Origin of the sequence: Flavobacterium cheonanense, assembly GCF_039539185.1 — a bacterium.
Lineage (GTDB): Bacteria > Bacteroidota > Bacteroidia > Flavobacteriales > Flavobacteriaceae > Flavobacterium > Flavobacterium cheonanense.
Map to the genome: position 1 here is coordinate 140,728 of NZ_BAABCT010000002.1, position 19,536 is coordinate 160,263.

General features: G+C 32.0%; 15 protein-coding genes and 2 tRNA genes. 11 read left to right on the forward strand and 6 right to left on the reverse strand.

Going from position 1 to position 19,536, the window contains the following annotated elements; translation table 11 throughout:
- Window position 1 precedes the first annotated feature (1 nt).
- Both ABD766_RS04120 and ABD766_RS04125 read left to right on the forward strand, forming a co-directional pair.
- Window positions 2-2,149, forward strand: coding sequence for a S46 family peptidase (locus ABD766_RS04120; RefSeq protein WP_344815506.1), 2,148 nt, complete (start codon window positions 2-4; stop codon window positions 2,147-2,149).
- A 155-nt stretch (window positions 2,150-2,304) separates the two neighbouring features.
- Entirely contained in the window at window positions 2,305-2,523 is a 219-nt protein-coding gene (locus ABD766_RS04125) for a hypothetical protein (protein WP_344815507.1), read from the forward strand.
- A 69-nt stretch (window positions 2,524-2,592) separates the two neighbouring features.
- Here ABD766_RS04125 and ABD766_RS04130 read toward each other — a convergent pair whose 3' ends face one another.
- The 4 genes from ABD766_RS04130 to mutS all read right to left on the reverse strand — a co-directional run bounded on the left by ABD766_RS04130 (window position 2,593) and on the right by mutS (window position 5,899).
- Window positions 2,593-2,964, reverse strand: a complete 372-nt coding sequence (locus ABD766_RS04130; protein WP_298305737.1) for a DUF1508 domain-containing protein — start codon at window positions 2,962-2,964, stop codon at window positions 2,593-2,595.
- Window positions 2,965-3,027: 63 nt separating this feature from the next.
- Window positions 3,028-3,113 (reverse strand) — tRNA-Leu (locus ABD766_RS04135).
- Between the two features lie 13 nt (window positions 3,114-3,126).
- A tRNA-Gly gene (locus ABD766_RS04140) sits at window positions 3,127-3,199 on the reverse strand.
- Window positions 3,200-3,331: 132 nt separating this feature from the next.
- Window positions 3,332-5,899, reverse strand: a complete 2,568-nt coding sequence (mutS, locus tag ABD766_RS04145) for a DNA mismatch repair protein MutS (RefSeq protein WP_425556568.1) — start codon at window positions 5,897-5,899, stop codon at window positions 3,332-3,334.
- A 193-nt stretch (window positions 5,900-6,092) separates the two neighbouring features.
- On the opposite strand from mutS, the gene ABD766_RS04150 reads away from it, so the two are divergent.
- The 3 genes from ABD766_RS04150 to ABD766_RS04160 all read left to right on the forward strand — a co-directional run bounded on the left by ABD766_RS04150 (window position 6,093) and on the right by ABD766_RS04160 (window position 9,301).
- Window positions 6,093-6,632 (forward strand): DUF1573 domain-containing protein, encoded by a 540-nt coding sequence (locus ABD766_RS04150; protein WP_344815509.1) that lies wholly within the window; start codon window positions 6,093-6,095, stop codon window positions 6,630-6,632.
- A gap of 76 nt (window positions 6,633-6,708) precedes the next feature.
- Window positions 6,709-7,242 (forward strand): RNA methyltransferase, encoded by a 534-nt coding sequence (locus tag ABD766_RS04155; protein ID WP_298305746.1) that lies wholly within the window; start codon window positions 6,709-6,711, stop codon window positions 7,240-7,242.
- Window positions 7,243-7,381: 139 nt separating this feature from the next.
- Window positions 7,382-9,301, forward strand: a complete 1,920-nt coding sequence (locus ABD766_RS04160) for an Ig-like domain-containing protein (protein WP_344815511.1) — start codon at window positions 7,382-7,384, stop codon at window positions 9,299-9,301.
- Here the strand turns inward: ABD766_RS04160 and folK are convergent.
- A complete protein-coding gene (gene folK, locus ABD766_RS04165; protein WP_344815512.1) occupies window positions 9,298-10,431 on the reverse strand; it encodes a 2-amino-4-hydroxy-6-hydroxymethyldihydropteridine diphosphokinase in 1,134 nt (377 codons plus the stop codon). The genes ABD766_RS04160 and folK overlap by 4 nt on opposite strands.
- Window positions 10,432-10,570: 139 nt before the next feature.
- Here folK and sppA point away from each other — a divergent pair, with 139 nt between their 5' ends.
- Complete coding sequence (gene sppA, locus ABD766_RS04170) at window positions 10,571-12,337, forward strand: signal peptide peptidase SppA (RefSeq protein WP_344815513.1); 1,767 nt, start codon at window positions 10,571-10,573, stop codon at window positions 12,335-12,337.
- Window positions 12,338-12,548: 211 nt separating this feature from the next.
- A complete protein-coding gene (locus tag ABD766_RS04175; protein ID WP_344815514.1) occupies window positions 12,549-15,170 on the forward strand; it encodes an AsmA family protein in 2,622 nt (873 codons plus the stop codon).
- Window positions 15,171-15,254: 84 nt separating this feature from the next.
- On the opposite strand, the gene ABD766_RS04180 is transcribed toward ABD766_RS04175, so the two are convergent.
- A complete protein-coding gene (locus ABD766_RS04180; protein ID WP_344815515.1) occupies window positions 15,255-16,049 on the reverse strand; it encodes a DUF2797 domain-containing protein in 795 nt (264 codons plus the stop codon).
- Window positions 16,050-16,149: 100 nt separating this feature from the next.
- Here ABD766_RS04180 and ABD766_RS04185 point away from each other — a divergent pair, with 100 nt between their 5' ends.
- From ABD766_RS04185 to ABD766_RS04200, 4 genes are read left to right on the forward strand one after another with little or no spacing between them, the layout of a single operon-like run.
- Entirely contained in the window at window positions 16,150-17,682 is a 1,533-nt protein-coding gene (locus ABD766_RS04185; protein WP_344815516.1) for a GH3 auxin-responsive promoter family protein, read from the forward strand.
- Between the two features lie 11 nt (window positions 17,683-17,693).
- A complete protein-coding gene (locus tag ABD766_RS04190; protein WP_344815517.1) occupies window positions 17,694-18,446 on the forward strand; it encodes a hypothetical protein in 753 nt (250 codons plus the stop codon).
- 41 nt (window positions 18,447-18,487) lie between these two features.
- Window positions 18,488-18,628, forward strand: coding sequence for a hypothetical protein (locus ABD766_RS04195; RefSeq protein WP_344815518.1), 141 nt, complete (start codon window positions 18,488-18,490; stop codon window positions 18,626-18,628).
- 15 nt (window positions 18,629-18,643) lie between these two features.
- The gene (locus tag ABD766_RS04200; protein ID WP_344815519.1) at window positions 18,644-19,525 is read left to right on the forward strand and encodes a DMT family transporter; all 882 of its coding nucleotides are present in this window, start codon (window positions 18,644-18,646) and stop codon (window positions 19,523-19,525) included.
- Window positions 19,526-19,536 lie beyond the last annotated feature (11 nt).

The window sequence follows — 19,536 nt, forward strand, 5'->3', positions numbered from 1 at the left end:
TATGAAATATTTTAAACTACTACTCTTATTATTTGTCATTCAAACGCAAGCGCAACAAGGCGGAATGTGGATTCCATCGATGTTAAAAGGAATGAACGAAGGCGAAATGAAAACCTTAGGAATGAAAATTTCTGCCGAACAAATTTATTCTATAAACCAATCTAGTTTGAAAGATGCCGTTCCTCATTTTGATGGAGGTTGTACTGCTGAAGTAATTTCGGACAAAGGATTGATTTTGACCAATCACCACTGTGGTTTTGATAATATTCAAAGTCATTCAACAGTTGAACATGACTATTTAACCAATGGTTTTTGGGCTTACAAAATGGAAGAAGAATTGCCAAACAAAGATTTGGAAGTAACTTTTGTGGTAAAAATTGAAGATGTAACTTCCAAAATAATAGAAGGTATTGCAAGTTTGACTTCAGAAGCTGAAAAACAAAAGAAAATTCAACAAAACATTTCGGAATTAGTTAAAAATTCTCCTAAAGAAGCTTGGCAAGAAAATCGTGTAAAAACATTTTACGACGGAAATCAATATCTATTATTTGTAGTAGAAAGCTATAAAGATGTACGTTTGGTTGGTGCGCCACCAAGTTCGATTGGTAAATTTGGTTCGGATACAGACAATTGGGTTTGGCCAAGACATACTGGAGATTTTTCTCTATTCAGAATTTATGCCGATAAAAACAATCGTCCAGCAGCTTACTCAGCTGATAATGTTCCATACAAACCAAAACATTTCTTTCCAATTTCCATTACAGGTTTAAAAGAAAACGATTTTACAATGGTTATGGGTTATCCGGGAAGAACTACAGAATATTTACCATCGGTAGCCGTTAATCAAATTGTTGAAACATTGAATCCTGCAAAAGTTGAAATTCGTGATGCGGCTTTGAAAGTGCAAGATCGTTTTATGCGAAAAGATCAAGCCATCAAAATTCAATATGCAGCAAAATATGCTTCTGTTGCTAATTATTGGAAAAAATGGATGGGAGAAACTAAAGGTTTGAAAAAAGCCAATGCGGTTGCTGCCAAACAAAAATTTGAAAAAGACTTTCAACAAAAAGTAGCAAAAGCTGGTAAACAAGCTGAATACGGAAATTTATTATCAGAATTTGAAAAAAATTATACTGAAATTAAAGACTATGCTTTAGCAAGAGATTATTTTTCTGAAGTTGCTTTAAGAAACACTGAATTACTTTCTGTTGGATATAAATTATACCAATTGGAACAAATTTTAAACACTAAAGGAGAACAATCTTTTACAGATAGAAAAAACACACTTTCAAGCGGAATTGGAGATTTTTATAAAGATTATAATGCAGAAGTTGATAAAAATGTATTTGAGCAATTAATCAATTTGTACGCAACTAAATCTCCAAAACAGTTTTTACCTGAAAGTTTGCACAACATTAATGCATCTCAATTAACGACTGATGTTTTTGCAAATTCAAAGTTAACATCATTAGAAAAATTTAGGTCATTACTTGAAGGAGATTCTAAAACAGTTATTGAAAAAATGAATGCTGATAAAGGATATCAAGTTATAAAATCAATGGCGGATGCCTTTACTAAAAATGTATCTCCAAAATATGACGAGTTGAATTTGAAAAACATTGCTTTGCAAAGAACTTATATGAAAGCCATTTTAGAGTTAAGTCCAAAATCGGCTCGAATTTTTCCTGATGCCAACAGCACTTTACGTGTAACTTACGGAAAAATTAAAGGATACAAACCGAATGATGCAGTATATTATGAGCCATTTACAACTCTTGATGGTGTTATGGAAAAATATGTTCCTGGTGATTATGAGTTTGATGTACCACAAAAACTAATTGATTTGTACAATGCCAAAGATTATGGTATTTATGGGGTAAATGGTAAAATACCTGTTTGTTTCATAGCTACTAATCATACTACTGGAGGAAATTCAGGAAGTCCGGCTTTAGACAAAAATGGAAACTTAATTGGCTTGAATTTTGATAGAGTTTGGGAAGGAACTATGAGTGATGTTTATTACTCTCCAGACATTTGTAGAAACATAATGGTTGATTCACGATACATTCTATTTATTATAGATAAGTATGCTGGAGCAAAAAACATCATTAACGAATTGAAAATCATACAACCAGCAAAGAAAAAATAATTTTAGCTAAATTTATAGTTTGGCACGAAATTTGTAAAGTAAATGATGGAATTCAAAGTGAGAATTTTAAAAAAAAGTTGAATAAAAGTTTTTTCGATTAAAAAAATTTATATCTTTGCTCCGAATTAATAATTAACCTTTTATATTAAATTAAGATGAAAAAAGTATTTTTAAGTTTAGCTGTTATCGCTGCATTAACTGTAGTATCTTGTAAACAATCAGAAAACGCTGCTGAGCCTGCTGCTGATACAACTGCTGTTGAAGCTCCTGCTGATACAACTGCTGCTCCAGCTGATACAACTGCTGCTCCAGCTGATACAACTGCTGCTCCAGCTACTGAAGCTCCAGCTACTGAAGCTCCAGCTAAAAAATAATTAGAACCCAGCTTCTAATTAAGCAAAAAATAAGCTCTGCATTGCAGAGCTTTTTTTTGCTTAATATATTTAAATTGACCCGAAGATTTCTTCAGCAGGAGGAAAAATATCATTTTGATTTGAAAAATCAAGAACCTCAGAGTTATGTAAAGAACGTTCTATTTCTGATATTCCTTTCTCCATCAATAATTGCGTTGTATATTTTCTACTTACAGCAATTTCTTTTTCATTTAAAATGATTTTAAAATACAGCTTGCCATTTTTTGATTTGAACTTCATAAAAAACAAGTTAGCCACTGATTTTTTTAGCAATTCGATATTCTCTTCACATTCAAAACGTAATTCAAAATCATTGCTTAGCAAAATTGCTTTACCTTTTCTAGAAGTAAATTCATATTTGTAATACCCATTCAATCTTTTACTAATAACAAAAGTACCCATATCAATTAAAAACAGAATCAAATTAAAACAAAAAAGCTCCAAACATTATGTTTGAAGCTTTAGTACTCAGAGCGGGACTTGAACCCGCACGAACATTACTGTTCACTGGATTTTAAGTCCAGCGTGTCTACCAATTTCACCATCCGAGCGTATAGGTGATTGAGCGAAAAACGGGGCTCGAACCCGCGACCTCGACCTTGGCAAGGTCGCGCTCTACCAACTGAGCTATTTTCGCATTATCAGATTTTGTATGAACTACAACACTTGTTCCGTATTGCGGATGCAAATGTAATATTAAAATTCAATTATACAAACGTTTTTTATAAAAAAAACTTCACAAAAACATAACCTACTGAAAACCTATTTGTTACTTTTTTAGCAACATTCGTTTTATTTCATTAAGTTTCATTAATGCCTCTACAGGAGTTAAGGTATTTATATCTAATCCAAGGATTTCTTCTTTAATTTCCTCCAATAATGGGTCGTCTAAATTAAAAATACTCAATTGCATTTCATCCTTAGCGGATTTTATTCCATGTAAAGCGTCTCCTGAATGGTCTTTTTCTAATTTCTTTAATAGTTTTTGAGCTTTTTGAATTACTGTTTGTGGCATTCCAGCCATTTTAGCTACATGAATTCCAAAACTATGTGCACTGCCTCCTTTTACTAATTTTCTTATGAAAAGAACATTATCTTTTAACTCTTTTACCGAAACATTGTAATTTTGAATTCTCGGAAGCATTTCGCTCATTTCATTCAATTCATGATAATGCGTTGCAAAAAGTGTTTTTGGTCGAGCAGGATTTTCATGCAAAAACTCTGCAATTGCCCATGCTATAGAAATTCCATCATACGTACTTGTTCCTCGACCAATTTCATCTAAAAGCACTAAACTTCTATCCGAAATATTATTTAAAATAGAAGCTGTTTCGTTCATTTCTACCATAAAAGTAGATTCGCCCATCGAAATATTATCGCTTGCTCCTACTCTAGTAAATATTTTATCGACAACTCCCATTCTAACCGCTTCTGCCGGAACAAAACAACCCATTTGAGCAAGTAATACAATCAAAGCTGTTTGACGCAAAATAGCTGATTTACCCGACATATTTGGTCCAGTTATCATAATTAGTTGCTGAGTTTCTCTATCTAAATAAACATCATTAGCAATATAAGGAATTCCAACTGGTAATTGCTTTTCAATAACAGGATGACGACCGTTGGTAATTTCTAATTCAAAAGTTTCGTCTATAATTGGACAAACATAATTGTTCTCAATTGCTAATTGCGTGAAAGAAGTCAAACAATCTAACTGAGCAACCAAATTAGCATTTAACTGAACTGGTTTTATATATGTAGCAATCCAATTGACTAATTGTTCGAAAAGTTGACTTTCAATTTGATGAATTTTTTCTTCGGCACCAAGAATTTTGGTTTCGTATTCTTTTAATTCTTCTGTAATGTATCGTTCAGCGTTTACTAATGTTTGCTTTCTAATCCATTCGGCAGGAACTTTATCCTTATGGGTATTTCTTACTTCAATATAATATCCAAAAACATTATTGAACGATATTTTCAAAGATGAAATTCCTGTAGCTTCAGATTCTCTTTTTTCAATTCCTTCTAAAAACTCTTTACCAGAAAAGGCAATATTTCTTAATTCATCTAATTCGGCATGAACTCCTGTTGCAATAGCATTTCCTTTTGAAATAGCAACTGGCGCATCTTGATTTAAGGTTGTTTTTATCTTTTCACGAAGTAAATCACAGCTATGAAAACTATCACCAATTATTCTTACTGCTTCTTGCTTACTTTCTAAAGCCAATGTTTTTATTGGAATTATTGCATCTAAAGATTCTTTCAAATAAATTACTTCTCTTGGAGAAACTTTTCCTGTTGCAATTTTAGAAATCAATCGTTCTAAATCGGAAATCTGCTTTATTTGATATTGTATTTTTTGAAGTATTTCTTGATTTTCTTTCAAATAAGTAACCACTTCATGACGACTTCTAATTTTGCTAGCATCTTTCAAAGGCAACGCCAACCATCGTTTCAACAAACGTCCACCCATTGGCGAAAGCGTTTTATCAATTACATCTAAAAGCGTAACAGCATTAGGATTATAACTATGATATAATTCTAAATTACGGATTGTAAATCTATCCATCCAAACATAAGCATCTTCGGCAATTCTTTGAATACTTGTAATATGCTGAACACGATTATGCTGAGTTTCTGACAAATAATATAAAATCGCTCCTGAAGCTATAATTCCATCTTGTAATTCTTCAATTCCAAAACCTTTTAATGAATTGGTTTGAAAATGATTGGTCAATGTTTCAAAAGCATAATCTTCTTGATAAACCCAATCTTCAAGATAAAATGTGTTAAAATCTTCTCCAAAATTTTCTTTAAATTGATTTCGATTGTTCTTCTGAATTAGAATTTCACTTGGACTAAAATTTTGAAGTAACTTATCGATATATTCTTCATTTCCTTGAGCCGTCAAAAATTCTCCAGTTGAAACATCTAAAAAAGAAACACCTAATTGCTTTTTTCCAAAATAAATTGACGCTAAAAAATTATTGGATTTAGATTGTAAAACCTCATCATTCATTGCAACACCTGGAGTCACTAATTCTGTAACACCTCGTTTGACAATAGTTTTAGTCATTTTTGGATCTTCAAGTTGATCACAAATGGCTACTCGAAGTCCTGCTTTTACAAGTTTCGGCAAATAGGTATTTATAGAATGGTGAGGAAAACCTGCCAAAGCCGTTTCTGTTTCTGAGCCAGCGCCTCGCTTTGTCAATGTAATACCAAGAATTTTTGAAGCACGAATAGCATCCTCCCCAAAAGTTTCATAAAAATCTCCTACTCTAAACAATAAACAAGCATCAGGATACTTCCTTTTAATCTCATTGTATTGCTTCATTAATGGCGTTTCTTTCGGGCTTTTATCTTTAGATGACAATGGTTTTATAATTTTAATTTTAGCTTACGAATTTAATTATTTAATATTAAATTTTATCATTAACAATTCATTTAATAAAAATTTAAGTTTCATTGTGACTCTTGAACTTTTTTTTATATAAATTTGTCTTGTTAAATTATTAATTTTATAAAAAATGAAAAAAATATTACTAGTAGCAGTTTTAGCAGTTTTCAGTTTAACTTCTGCAAATGCTCAAACAAAATCTAAAGCAAAAAAAGCTAAGAAAGCGGTATCAACTAAAGTTGAAACTCCTAAAGTTGATGGTGCAGGAATGGTTTTTGAAAATGAAACTATTGATTATGGAAGTATTCCACACAATGCTGACGGACAAAGAGAATTTGTTTTCACAAATAATGGAAACAAACCTTTAGTTATTGAAAATACTCAAGGATCTTGTGGTTGTACAGTACCATCTAAACCAGAAAAACCAATTCAACCAGGAGAAACAGGTAAAATTGGAGTTAAATACGATACTAGCAGAGTTGGCCCATTTACTAAAACAGTAACTGTAACTTCTAATGCTGTAGGTTCAAATGTTACTCCAGTAACAACTCCTTCAACAACTCCTGGTGGTGCTCCGGTTCCAACAGGAAAATCTACAAAAATTATTACTATTAAAGGTAATGTTCTTCCAGATGCTCCTGCTACTCCAGTAACAGAGACTAAAAGCTAATATTTTTTCCTCATAAAAAAAGAGCTTCCGATTTTCGGAAGCTTTTTTTTTGAATACCTTTACAAAAAAATTAGAAATGCGAAAATTAGAAAACAGCGAACTTGAAAGAAAATCGGTTGAAGATTTTAAACAAGCTGAAAAAACACCAATAATCATTGTCTTAGACGATATTAGAAGTCTTCACAATATTGGCTCGGTATTTAGAACTTCTGATGCATTTCTAATTGAAAAAATTTATCTCTGCGGAATAACCGCAACACCTCCAAACAAAGAAATTCATAAAACCGCACTTGGAGCAACTGAAACCGTCGCCTGGGAACACAATAAAAGTGTTATTGAAGTTATTGAAAACCTTAAAAAAGAAGGCATTTCTGTTTATGCTATTGAACAAGTTGAAAATGCTATATTCTTAGATGATTTTAAACCTGAAAAAGAAAAAAAATACGCATTAGTTTTCGGAAATGAAGTGTTTGGAGTTTCACAAGAAGCTATTGATTTAAGTGATGGAGTTATAGAAATTCCACAATTAGGAAGTAAACATTCATTAAATATATCGGTAAGTACAGGAATAGTAGTTTGGGATTTATTTCAAAAAATAAACACTCTTTAATCTTGTGAAAATAAAAAACATAACTAAAATATTTGTTTTATTTTTATTACTAATTGGGCCTTCTACGAAAGCTCAAACATCTAATGTCGCTCCAATTTTAACTGCAACCGGGAACCAAATATACTGTCCTGGAACTTCAATGAAAATAGTTACAAATATGACTATTGTTGATCCCGATGATCTTGGTGTTACCGCTATCTATATTCAAATTTCATCCGGATATGTTTCTGGTGAAGATATATTGACTCTTACTGGTTCGCATCCTACAATTAATAGTAGTTGGGACAGTAATACAGGAAAATTAACTTTGATTGGTCTATTTAGTCAACCTACCTACGCAGAACTAGAAGCTGCAATTGAAGATGTTGAATATTTTAGCAATGCTACTAATCCAAGTGGCGTTAGAACTTTTTCTATTTCAATTGGCCAAGCCAATTATTTACCTTCAAATGGACATTATTATCAATATATTCCCAATATCGGAATAACTTGGTCTGATGCTAGAGTTGCCGCTACTACCAACTTTTACTACGGAATTCAAGGCTATTTAGCTACAATAACCGCAGCAGATGAAGCACAAATTGCAGGAGAACAATCGGAAGGCGCTGGTTGGATTGGAGGAAGCGACGAACAACAAGAAGGTGTTTGGCGTTGGATGACTGGACCAGAAGCAGGAACTGCTTTTGCTTTTACTTTTTGGAATACAGGTGAACCAAACAGTAGTGGTGATGAAGATTATACTCATATCACTGCTCCAGGTGTAGGAATTCCTGGATCATGGAACGACATATCAAACACAGGAGCAACTAGCGGATTTTATCAACCAAAAGGGTATATAGTGGAATATGGAGGAATGCCAGGCGATCCAATAATTCAAATTTCTACAAGCACAACAATAACTATCCCAAGTATTATCTCAACAACAGCCGCAGAAATTTGCAATCCTGGAGTGGTAACTCTTGGAGCGACTGCAAATGTTCCAGTAATTAATTGGTATACTTCTGCTACAGGAGGAACGCCAATTGCAACAGGAACAACTTTCACTACTCCTTTTTTAAATTCAACCACTACATATTTTGCAGATGCCTCTCCTATTGGATGTACTTCAAATATTAGAACTGCCGTAACTGCTTCTGTTAATACAACACCTATTTTAACTACTGATACTAATGTAAGTATTTGCGAAAACACAGGAACGACACTTAATGCTTCTACTTCATCAGGAGTAATAAATTGGTATTCGTCTTTAACTAGCATAACTCCTTTAGTTACAGGAACCAGTTTTACAACTCCAGCATTAACACAAAACACTACTTATTACATTGAAGGAAACAACAATGGTTGTCTTTCAATTGGAAGAATTGCTATAAATGTTCAAGTAATTTCAAAACCTATAGTTGTTGATGAAAATCTTTCACTTTGTGAAAACGAAACACTTACTTTAAACGCAGGAATTAACAATGTTTCTTATTTGTGGTCAACATCTGAAACTACCAATACAATTACCATTGCTTCTCCTGGCATTTATTCTGTTTTGGTAACCGATTTGACTCCACAGGGTTGTTCTAGTACAAAGACATTTACAGTAACTCAAAATGACCTTCCTGTTATTGATGACGTTTTGATTAATGGTACAACTGCAACAATTATCGTTTCAACTTCTGGAGATTATGAATACTCCATTGACGGTGTGAGTTTTCAAACATCTAATGTATTTACCGTTTCTGATGGCGGAATTTATAATGCTATAGTTCGAGGAAAAAACAATTGTGGTTTTGATTTCAAAGAATTTGCAGTAATTACAATCCCTAATTTTTTTACTCCAAATGGAGATGGATTTAATGACAATTGGACAATCAAGGGTTTAATTTATTATCCAAAAGCAAAAGTTTCGATTTTTAATCGCTACGGAAAGTTAATTAAACAACTGAATGCTATAGATAATAATTGGGATGGCACTTTAAACAACCAACTTTTACCATCTGACGATTATTGGTTTACGTTTAAAAAGGATGAAAACACTCCAGAAATAAAAGGTCATTTTTCCTTAAAGCGTTAATTCAACTTCTTCTTAATTTCATCAAGAATGAAAATATAATCTTCTTGATTTTTTACAAAATCTCTTTCAGAAACGTCTACTATAAGTACATTCAAATCTTTCTGAGTTTTGATATAATCGAGATAACCATTATTGATTTTTTCTAAATAATCTGCTGGAATTTCTTGTTCGTAACTTCTTCCTCTTCGCTTGATATTTGCCAATAATCGTTCTGTATTTTGGTATAAATAAACATACAAATCTGGTTTTGGCATTTCTTTGTAAATGATATCAAAAAGCGTTTTATACAATCGATATTCATCTTCTGCCAACGTTACTTTAGCAAAAATTAAAGATTTAAAAATATGATAATCGGCAATTATAAAATCTTTAAACAAATCAAATTGCGCTAAATCGTCTGATATTTGTTGGTATCTATCGGCTAAAAAAGACATCTCTAGCGGAAAAGCATATCGGTTTTGATCTTTATAGAATTTAGGTAAAAACGGATTGTCTGCAAATCGTTCTAAAACGGTTTTGGCATTAAAATCTTCTGCCAATTTAGAAACCAAAGTTGTTTTTCCTGCGCCAATATTTCCTTCAATCGCAATGTAATTAAAATCGTCAAAATTGATTTTTTGCAATGGTGCATTCAGTTTTGAAATCTTAACACAATTTCCTTTATCCTTACAATCTTTTAAAATATCTGAAATTGATTTTTGAGAAATAGGATGTGTCCAATCGGAAACCAATTCCATCATTGGCAACAATACAAAAAGTCGGTCTTGAAGATGTTTGTGCGGAATTTGTAATGATTCAGATTCAATAATTTCATCATCAAAAGAAATCATATCAACATCAATAACTCTTGGTTGATAATCGGAACTTTCTGTTCGAACTCTACCCAACTTTTTTTCAACTTTCAAAATATTTTTTAAAAGCTTTTGCGGATTTTTATGCGTATGAATTAAAACGGCACAATTATAAAACGAATCACTAGAAAAACCCCAAGAATCTGATTCAAATAAAGAGGAAACCTTAACTACAGTTCCAACTTCATGATGCAATAAATCAATACAATGCTCAATGTTCTCAAGGCGATTACCTTGATTACTGCCTAGCGAAAGTATAACTTGATGTTGCTGATTCATATTTGGCAAAATAACTAAAAGAAATTCAGAATTGAAGTATATTTGTGCTTTGTGTTGATAACTATTTTTATTTTACATTTAATCAAATGGTTTGTAACAAATTATCTTTTTTAACTACTAATTAGTAAAATTAACTACTATGAGATTTTTAGGAAATGTATTAGCCACTATTGTTGGACTATTTATTTTTTGCATGATTTTTTTCTTCGGAATTATCTTGATTGGAGCCATTGCTGGTAGCGGAGATTCTGAAACAGTTTCGGTTAAAAGTAATTCTGTAATCGAGTTGGATTTATCTAAAATCAATTACGATTATGCTGGTAAAACCAATTATGACGACATGCCTTTTTTGAACGACAAGGACAAACATGACGGCTTATTTGATGTAATTAATGCAATTGAATACGCCAAAACTGATTCCGATATTAAAGGGATTTCAATTTTAAACAATTTTTCAAATTTAGGTATGGCACAAACCAAAGCGTTGCGTGATGCTTTAGAAGATTTCAAAAAATCTGGGAAATTTATCTATTCTTATGCCGATGTTTATTCGCAAAAAGATTACTATTTGAATTCGGTTGCCAATACCATTTATTTGAATCCTATTGGAGAATTAGAATTCAAAGGTTTATCTGCCGAATTGATGTTCTTTAAAGATTTACAAGAAAAATCGGGTGTTAAAATGGAAGTAATTCGCCATGGAAAATACAAAAGTGCAGTAGAACCATTTTTAGAAAATAAAATGAGTGATGCCAATAGAGAACAAACTACGCAACTATTAACTTCTGTATGGAATTCGGTTGTAACCGATGTTGCAGCTAGCAGAAAAATCTCTGTTGCACGATTAAATCAAGTTGCTGACGGACTTTTAGCAAGAACACCACAAATGGCAAAAGCTGAAAAGTTAATTGACGTTATTGCCTATGAAGATGTTTATCATAACGATATCAAAAAAGCTTTGAAGGTTGCGGCTGATGAAGATTATGAAAAAGTTTTAATTGAAGATTATGCTGAAAAAGTTGCTTCAACATCAAAAGATTATTCAACTAAGGATAAAATTGCTATCATTTATGCTCAAGGCGAAATTGGTAGCGGTGAAGGTGATGTAAACCTTATTGGAGAAGGTGCGATGCGTCGTTCTTTGCAAGAAGCTCGTGCTGATAAAAATGTAAAATCAGTGGTTTTAAGAATCGATTCTCCTGGTGGAAGCGCTTTAACATCGGAATTAATTTGGAGAGAAATTGAATTGACTAAAAAAGTAAAACCTATCGTAGTTTCTATGGGAAATTATGCTGCTTCTGGTGGTTACTATATTGCATGTAATGCTAATAAGATTTTCGCAGAAGCTAATACAATCACAGGTTCGATTGGAGTTTTTGGAGTTTTACCAAACTTTACTGTTGCAGCTGATAAAATTGGTTTAGACATCGAACAAGTAAAAACACATACAAATGCCGCAGGTTACAGTCCGTTTATGCCTTTAGATGAAAACTATCGCGGTTTTGCTCAAGAAGGTGTTGAAAAAATTTACTCCACATTTGTAAATCGAGTTGCTGCTGGAAGAAAATTAACTTTCGAGCAAGTTGATGCAATTGGTCAAGGTAGAGTTTGGAGTGGTCAAGATGCTTTAAGAATTGGTTTAGTTGATAAAATTGGCGGAATGGATGAAGCTATAAAAGAAGCAGCTAAACTTGGAAAAACATCAAAATATAGAATTCAAAATTTCCCTGAATATGAAAAAAGTTTTGAAGATGTTTTAGCTCAATTTGGATTTGCGCAATCGCGTCAAGCTATTATAAAAGAAGAAATTGGAGAGCAAAATTATAAAGTACTTCAACAAATAAAACAAATGACCAACCAAAAAGGCGTTCAAGCAAGAATGGCTTATGAGTTGAAAATTAATTAATCAAAAAACGATTGGGTTAGTTGTTTTTATCCGTCTTATTGAAAAATGAGACGGATTTTTTATTTGTAAAAGTTGTTCTACATCAAGGAAATAATGAAACATTTTATGACAATTTTACAAACTAAAACCATCCTAAAACACTAAATTTGTTGATTGTTTTTAGAAAGGCAAGATATTTGCATTGAATTAGTTGAATAAATAGTGAATCATTATGGTAAAGAAAATTTTAAAAATCGTTGGAATTGTATTATTGTTATTAGTTGTATCAGCTTTTGCAATTCCGTATTTATTTGAAGACCAAATAAAAGCCAAAATTTTAAAATCTATCAATGAAAGTGTCGATGCAAAAGTAGCTTTTACAGATGCTGATTTAAGTTTGTTTAAAAGTTTTCCAAATGCAAATGTGGCTATGGAAAATTTATCTATTGTAAACAAAGCACCATTTAAAGGTGACACTTTGGTTTCATTCAAAGAATTAAATTTAAAAATGTCGGTGATGGAACTTTTTAATGGCGATAATGAACCATTAAATATTGATGCTATTTCTTCCAAAAACGGATTAATTAACATCATTTTCAATAAAGATGGTATCGGGAATTTCGACATTGCTTTAAAAAATCAAGACCAAAAAACAGACGATGGGAAAAGCAAACCACTTGCTTTAAAAATTAAAGAATACGATGTTGAAAATTTCAAGTTCAAATATTTTGATGAATCCTCTAAAATTTCAATGGTTCTTGACAGCATCAATCATTCTGGAACTGGCGATTTTACAAATGATGTTTTAGATTTAGATACTAAAACAACAGCAAAAATTTCTTTGAATATGGACAAAGTAAATTATATGAATAATATTAATGTTTCTTTGGATGCCATTCTCGGAATTGACTTAAAAAATAGCAAATATACTTTCAAGGAAAACAAAGCAAAAATCAACGAGTTGCCATTAGAATTCAACGGATTTATTCAATTAGTTGATGCAGGACAATTATATGATTTGACATTCAAAACTCCAACTTCATCGTTTAAAAACTTCTTAGGATTGATTCCTTCGGCTTATGCAAGTAGTTTGGATAATGTAAAAACTTCTGGTGATTTTACAGTTGCTGGTTTTGCTAAAGGAATGTTGACCGATACAACCGTTCCAAAATTTAATATTGCTATTGCTTCTAATAATGCTTCTTTTCAATATCCTGATTTACCAAAATCGGTTAAAAATATTGTTATCGACACTAAAATCATCAATGAAACTGGTGTGATGAATGACACTTATGTGAATTTAGACAAACTATCATTTTCTATTGATCAAGATGTTTTTAACGCTAAAGCAAATATAAAAAACGTGGCAACAAACGCTTTGGTTGACGCCGCATTGAAAGGAACAATCAATTTAGGAAATCTATCAAAAGCGTATCCTATTAAATTAGAAAAGCCACTTTCTGGAATTTTGAAAGCTGATGTAACTACTAAATTTGATATGGCATCGGTTGAAAAAAGTCAGTACCAGAACATTAATAATGCAGGAAATATCAACTTAACTGGTTTCAAATATGTGGATGAGAACGGCAAATCGATGAACATCAACAGTGCAATTGTTCAATTCAATCCGAGTCGTGTTAATCTTCAAGAATTTAAAGCTACTACAGGAAAAAGTGATATGAACGTGACTGGAGTGCTAGAAAATTTCTACGGATTTATTTTCAGAAATCAGAATTTGCAAGGAAACTTTAATTTGAGTTCTAACCAACTTGCGGTTTCCGATTTTATGACAACAGCTGAACCAACTTCTAAAACAGAAACGAAAGCTAAAACTGAGGCGATGAAAATTCCTGCGTTCTTGGATTGTTCGCTTACCGCAAAAGCTAATACGGTTTTATATGATAATTTAACTTTGAAAGATGTTTCCGGAAAATTGATTGTAAAAGACCAAGCGGTGACTTTACAAAATGTGAAAACCAATATTTTTGGCGGTTCGATTGGCGTAAACGGAATGGTTTCTACCAAAGCAAAAATACCAACTTTCAACATGAATCTTGGTTTGAATCAAGTAAATATTGCAGATAGTTTTACCCAATTAGACATGTTGAAAAAAATCGCACCAATTGCAGGAATCATCAACGGAAAACTAAATTCAACTATCAAATTATCAGGAAATTTAGATGCTAATGAAATGACTCCTGATTTAAAAACATTATCTGGAGATTTATTAGGTCAATTGTTGTCAACTACTGTAAATTCTAGTAATTCTACTCTTTTGAGTGCTTTAGATTCCAATTTGAATTTTATCGATTTGAAAAAATTAAATTTAAACGATTTGAAAGCGGCTTTAACCTTTAAAGATGGAAAAGTTACGGTAAAACCATTTGATATAAAATACCAAGACATAAAAGTAACTGTTGGCGGAACGCATGGTTTTGACCAATTGATGAATTACAATTTAAAATTTGATGTTCCTGCAAAATATCTTGGAAGCGATGTCAACAATTTAATTGCAAAATTATCTCCGGCAAATGCAGCTAAATTGGAAAGTATTCCTGTAAATGCAATTCTTGGTGGTTCTTTTACTACGCCAAAAATCACTACAGATGTTAAAACTGCGACAACAACTTTAGTAAACAATTTAGTAAAACAACAGAAAGAGCAATTGATTGGAAAAGGTAAAAATGAATTAGAAAATCTAATCAATAAAAACAAAAAACCTGGTGATACTACAAAAACTAAAGTCCCTGCAACAAAAGAAGAAGTGAAACAGGAAGTTAAAACCAAAGCCAAAGATTTATTAAATGGTTGGTTGAAGAAAAAAGAAAAACCAGCTCCAACAACAACTCCGTAATTGTTGGTTTGTCATTTCGACGAAGGAGAAATCGCATAAAATAATCTAATGTGATTTCTCCTTCGTCGAAATGACAAAAAAAATCTACAAACTAATCTTCACTACATAACCTTCAAAGGTTCTTATGTTGAAAACAGTTCCGTCTTCGAAGATTAAATATTGTCCTTTTATTCCGGTTAGTTTTCCTAAGAAGTTTGGAGATTTATCCAAATTTAAACTGGTTACCTTTTTAGGATATTCCAAAACTGGAAAATGCAAATCATATAAATCTTCTTTTTCTGGATGATAGAATTCTTGTACTTCTTTTGGAATTAGGTATTTCAAATTGGCGCGTTCTTTTATTAGATCGGCAGCTGGAACCTCATTTTTTAGCATTTTTTGCCAATTGGTTTTGTCTGCAAAATGATTTTTCAAAGCTACTTCGGTAATTCCTGCCAAATATCGATTTGGAACTTCAACAATTGGAATGGCTTGCACCGCACCTTGATCAATCCATCGAGTTGGAACTTGCGTTTTTCTTGTCACGCCAACTTTCACCTCACTTGATAAGGCTAAATAAACAATATGTGGTTGCAATTGCACTCGTTTTTCGTATTCCAAATCTCTATCTTCAATATCTAAATGCGCTGTCGATAATTCTGGTTTCATAATCCAATCGCCTGCAGAGGCGCTATTCATAAAGCAATCATAACAAAATCCTTGACGGAAAATCTTCTTTTTCTTACCACATTCCAAACATTGATAGCCAAGAAAATTAATTTCTAACGATTTGTTTAACAACTGATTCAAATTCAAAAAACTGTTTTCAAAAACCAAATAATATTGAATTGGATTAGAAAACTCTGTTTGCATTTTGGTTAGAACTCCTTCGTATTGCATATTAAATATTAGATTTATGATATTAGATTTTAAATATTTTACTATTTTAGCGTAAAGTTATAACTCATAACTCACAACTCATAACTCACAACCAAAAAAAATGCCTTTTCCAATAATTAATTCTATCGCATCTTGGGTTTTGAAGCAACGCATTCATCAGATTGAGTTGTTTCTTAAATATCCTAATGAAGTTCAGGATGAGTTACTTATGAACTTAATTCGCAATTGTGAAGAAACCGTTATTGGGAAAAAATACAATTTTGAATCGATACGAAATTATAAAACATTTACCGAAAGAGTTCCGGTTTCAACCTACGAAGAATTGGAACCTATGATTGAACTCACTCGAAAAGGCGCACAAAACGTTTTTTGGAATACACCTATAAAATGGTTTGCGAAATCAAGTGGAACTACCAATGCTAAAAGTAAATTTATTCCGGTAAGCAATGAAGCTTTAGAAGATTGTCACTACAAAGGTAGCAAGGATTTGTTGTGTATGTATTTGAACAACAACGAAAATTCGGATATGTTTCTTGGAAAAAGTTTGCGTCTTGGTGGCAGTTCGCAGATTTATGAAAACAACAATACTTCGTTTGGCGATTTATCAGCAATATTGATAGAAAATATGCCAATGTGGGCAGAATTCAGCAGCACACCAAGCAATAAAGTTTCGTTAATGAGCGAATGGGAAACCAAATTAACTGCCATTATCAACGAAACAAAGACAGAAAATGTAACCAGTTTTGCTGGTGTTCCTTCATGGATGCTGGTATTATTGAATCGAATTCTGACCGAAACCAACAATTCTAATTTGATGGAATTATGGCCCAATTTGGAAGTATATTTTCACGGTGGCGTTAATTTTGAACCTTATCGTGAGCAATATCAAAAGATTATTCCGAGTAGTGATTTTAAATATTATGAAATTTACAATGCTTCCGAAGGATTTTTTGCGATTCAGGATTTGAATTATTCTAACGATTTATTGTTAATGTTGGATTACGGTATTTTCTACGAGTTCATTCCGATGGATACTTTTGGAACGCCGAATCAGCGCATTGTTCGTTTAGCCGATGTTGAATTATTTAAAAATTATGCCATTGTAATCACAACTAATTCAGGATTATGGCGTTATATGATTGGAGACACGGTTCGATTCACTTCTTTAAAACCTTATAGAATTAGAGTTTCAGGAAGAACAAAGCATCATATTAATGTTTTTGGAGAAGAATTAATGGTTGAAAATACTGATACTGCCATTGCTAAAACAAGTTCGGCATTGAATTGTGAAGTTAAAGATTATACGGTTGCTCCTATTTTTATGAAAGGTAAAGAAAAAGGCGCACACGAATGGATGATTGAATTTAAAAAACATCCCGAAGATATGGCGCAATTTCAAAAAGTATTGGACGAAACGTTGCAAACCGTCAATTCCGATTATGAAGCTAAACGTTATAACAATATGACTTTAAATCAATTGAAAGTAAATGTTGCGCGTGAGAATTTATTTTATGATTGGTTAAAAGAACAAGATAAATTGGGTGGACAACATAAAATACCAAGATTGTCTAACGAACGCGATTATTTGGAACAGTTGATTGGGATGCAAACTAGTGTGAATTCCAAAGGTTAAAATTTCTAGTCATGAAAAGATTAAATTTAATAATACTTTCTGTTTTTAATTTATTTTTTGGATGCAAAACGAACACTGATTTATCAAGTGAAGAAATAATTTACGCAGAGAATAACTATGAATTTGATCGCACAATTAAACTAAACATTTATTCTGATAGTACATATATTTTTACATCTTCAGAAAAAGATCCTCGCTATGAAAAAATAGAAAAATTTAAGGGCTTTTGCTTTAAAAGATTAGACACCATATATTTTAAACCATTCGAATTTGAGCTTACAGACTCAGAAAAAGCTGTTATTAAAAATAATTTTATAGAATTTATAGACGGAAAATATCCTTTAAGAATAAAAATAAAGAAGACAAATTTCCCCTTAAAAGAAGAAGCCTATTCAGAAAAACAAGATAGTTATTCAACATTTACATTTAATTCCAAATTTTATGATTGTTTCAAGGAAGACGTTAAACCTTACGATTTATCTGAAAAGGAAATAAATGAACTGGAAATATTGTTAATAAAATGCATTGAAGAAAACAAAAGCAAAATGACTCGTCCAATTACTGAATATCAAAAACAAGTTATCGCAGTTAAAAACTTACAAGGAGAAATTGAGGTTTGGGTAAATTGTAATTGTAAAGAGAAAAATGATGAATTTCAATATTCTATACTTGATTATAATGATGGTGGTGATTGTCATTTTAATTTGAAAATAAATTTATCTAAAAACACCTATTCAGAATTGTACATCAATGGCGAAGCATAAATTTTTAAATATAGAAACGAAAGAATTAAAAAATGAAAAAAATGAAAAAAACTGCTTTCCTACTACTTCTATCTTTATCCATAATTTCTTGTGGACCAAAAAGAATGAAATGTTACGGAAAACGTTGCGTGGAAACTTCGATTAAAAAAGAAAGTTCAGTACCTTCGCATCGCAATTCGTAAATCCCAAATCCTTTTTTGAAAACTAAACTTTACTTAGCCTTATTCTGTGTTGCCTTCTTTTGGGGCACAACCTTTTTGGGCATTCGAATTGGTATAGAAACCATTCCTCCTTTTCTTCTTGCAGGAATTCGTAATTTAATTTCTGGTTTTATCATTTTCTTTTATTTATTATTTCAACGAAAATTAGAACCTGTAAACCCAAGGCAATTTCTTAGAGTTTTTATTTTGGCGATAATGATGATTGTTCTTGCCAACGGATTAACAACCTATTCTGAAAAGTACATTACTAGTGGTTTGGCATCGTTAATATCAACTTTATCACCATTTTTTGTACTGATTTTAAATTTGATTTTAGGCAACGAAAAACTTTCCATCAAAACAACACTTGGAATTTTATTAGGTATGTTTGGAATTTTTCTAATCTACCAAAATAGTCTTTCCGATTTATTGAATCCTGAGTATCGCCAAGGCGTTTTTGCTATTTTAATTGCCGTTTTAATGTGGGCAATCGGAACTATTATCACCAAAAAAGGAAGTGAAAATTCGTTAACCATGCTAATGAATGTAAGTGTTCAAATGATAATTGCCGGAATCATTTTGACCGCAATTCAATTCATTTTAACACCAACAATCTCTACTGAGAATTGGAGTTTACGCAGCGTTTTAGCAATGGTTTATTTAGCCGTTTTTGGTTCGGTTGTAGGTTATGTGGCTTATAGTTATTTGATAACTCAAATGTCTTCTACCAAAGTTTCCGTTTTATCTTATGTCAATGTTGTTGTTGCTTTATTTTTGGGTTGGCTTATTCTAGATGAGACCATTACTTCTCGAATTATCATTGCTGCTTCACTAATTATTGGTGGTGTATTTATTGTTAACTACAAAAAAGTAAAATAAATCTTAAATTC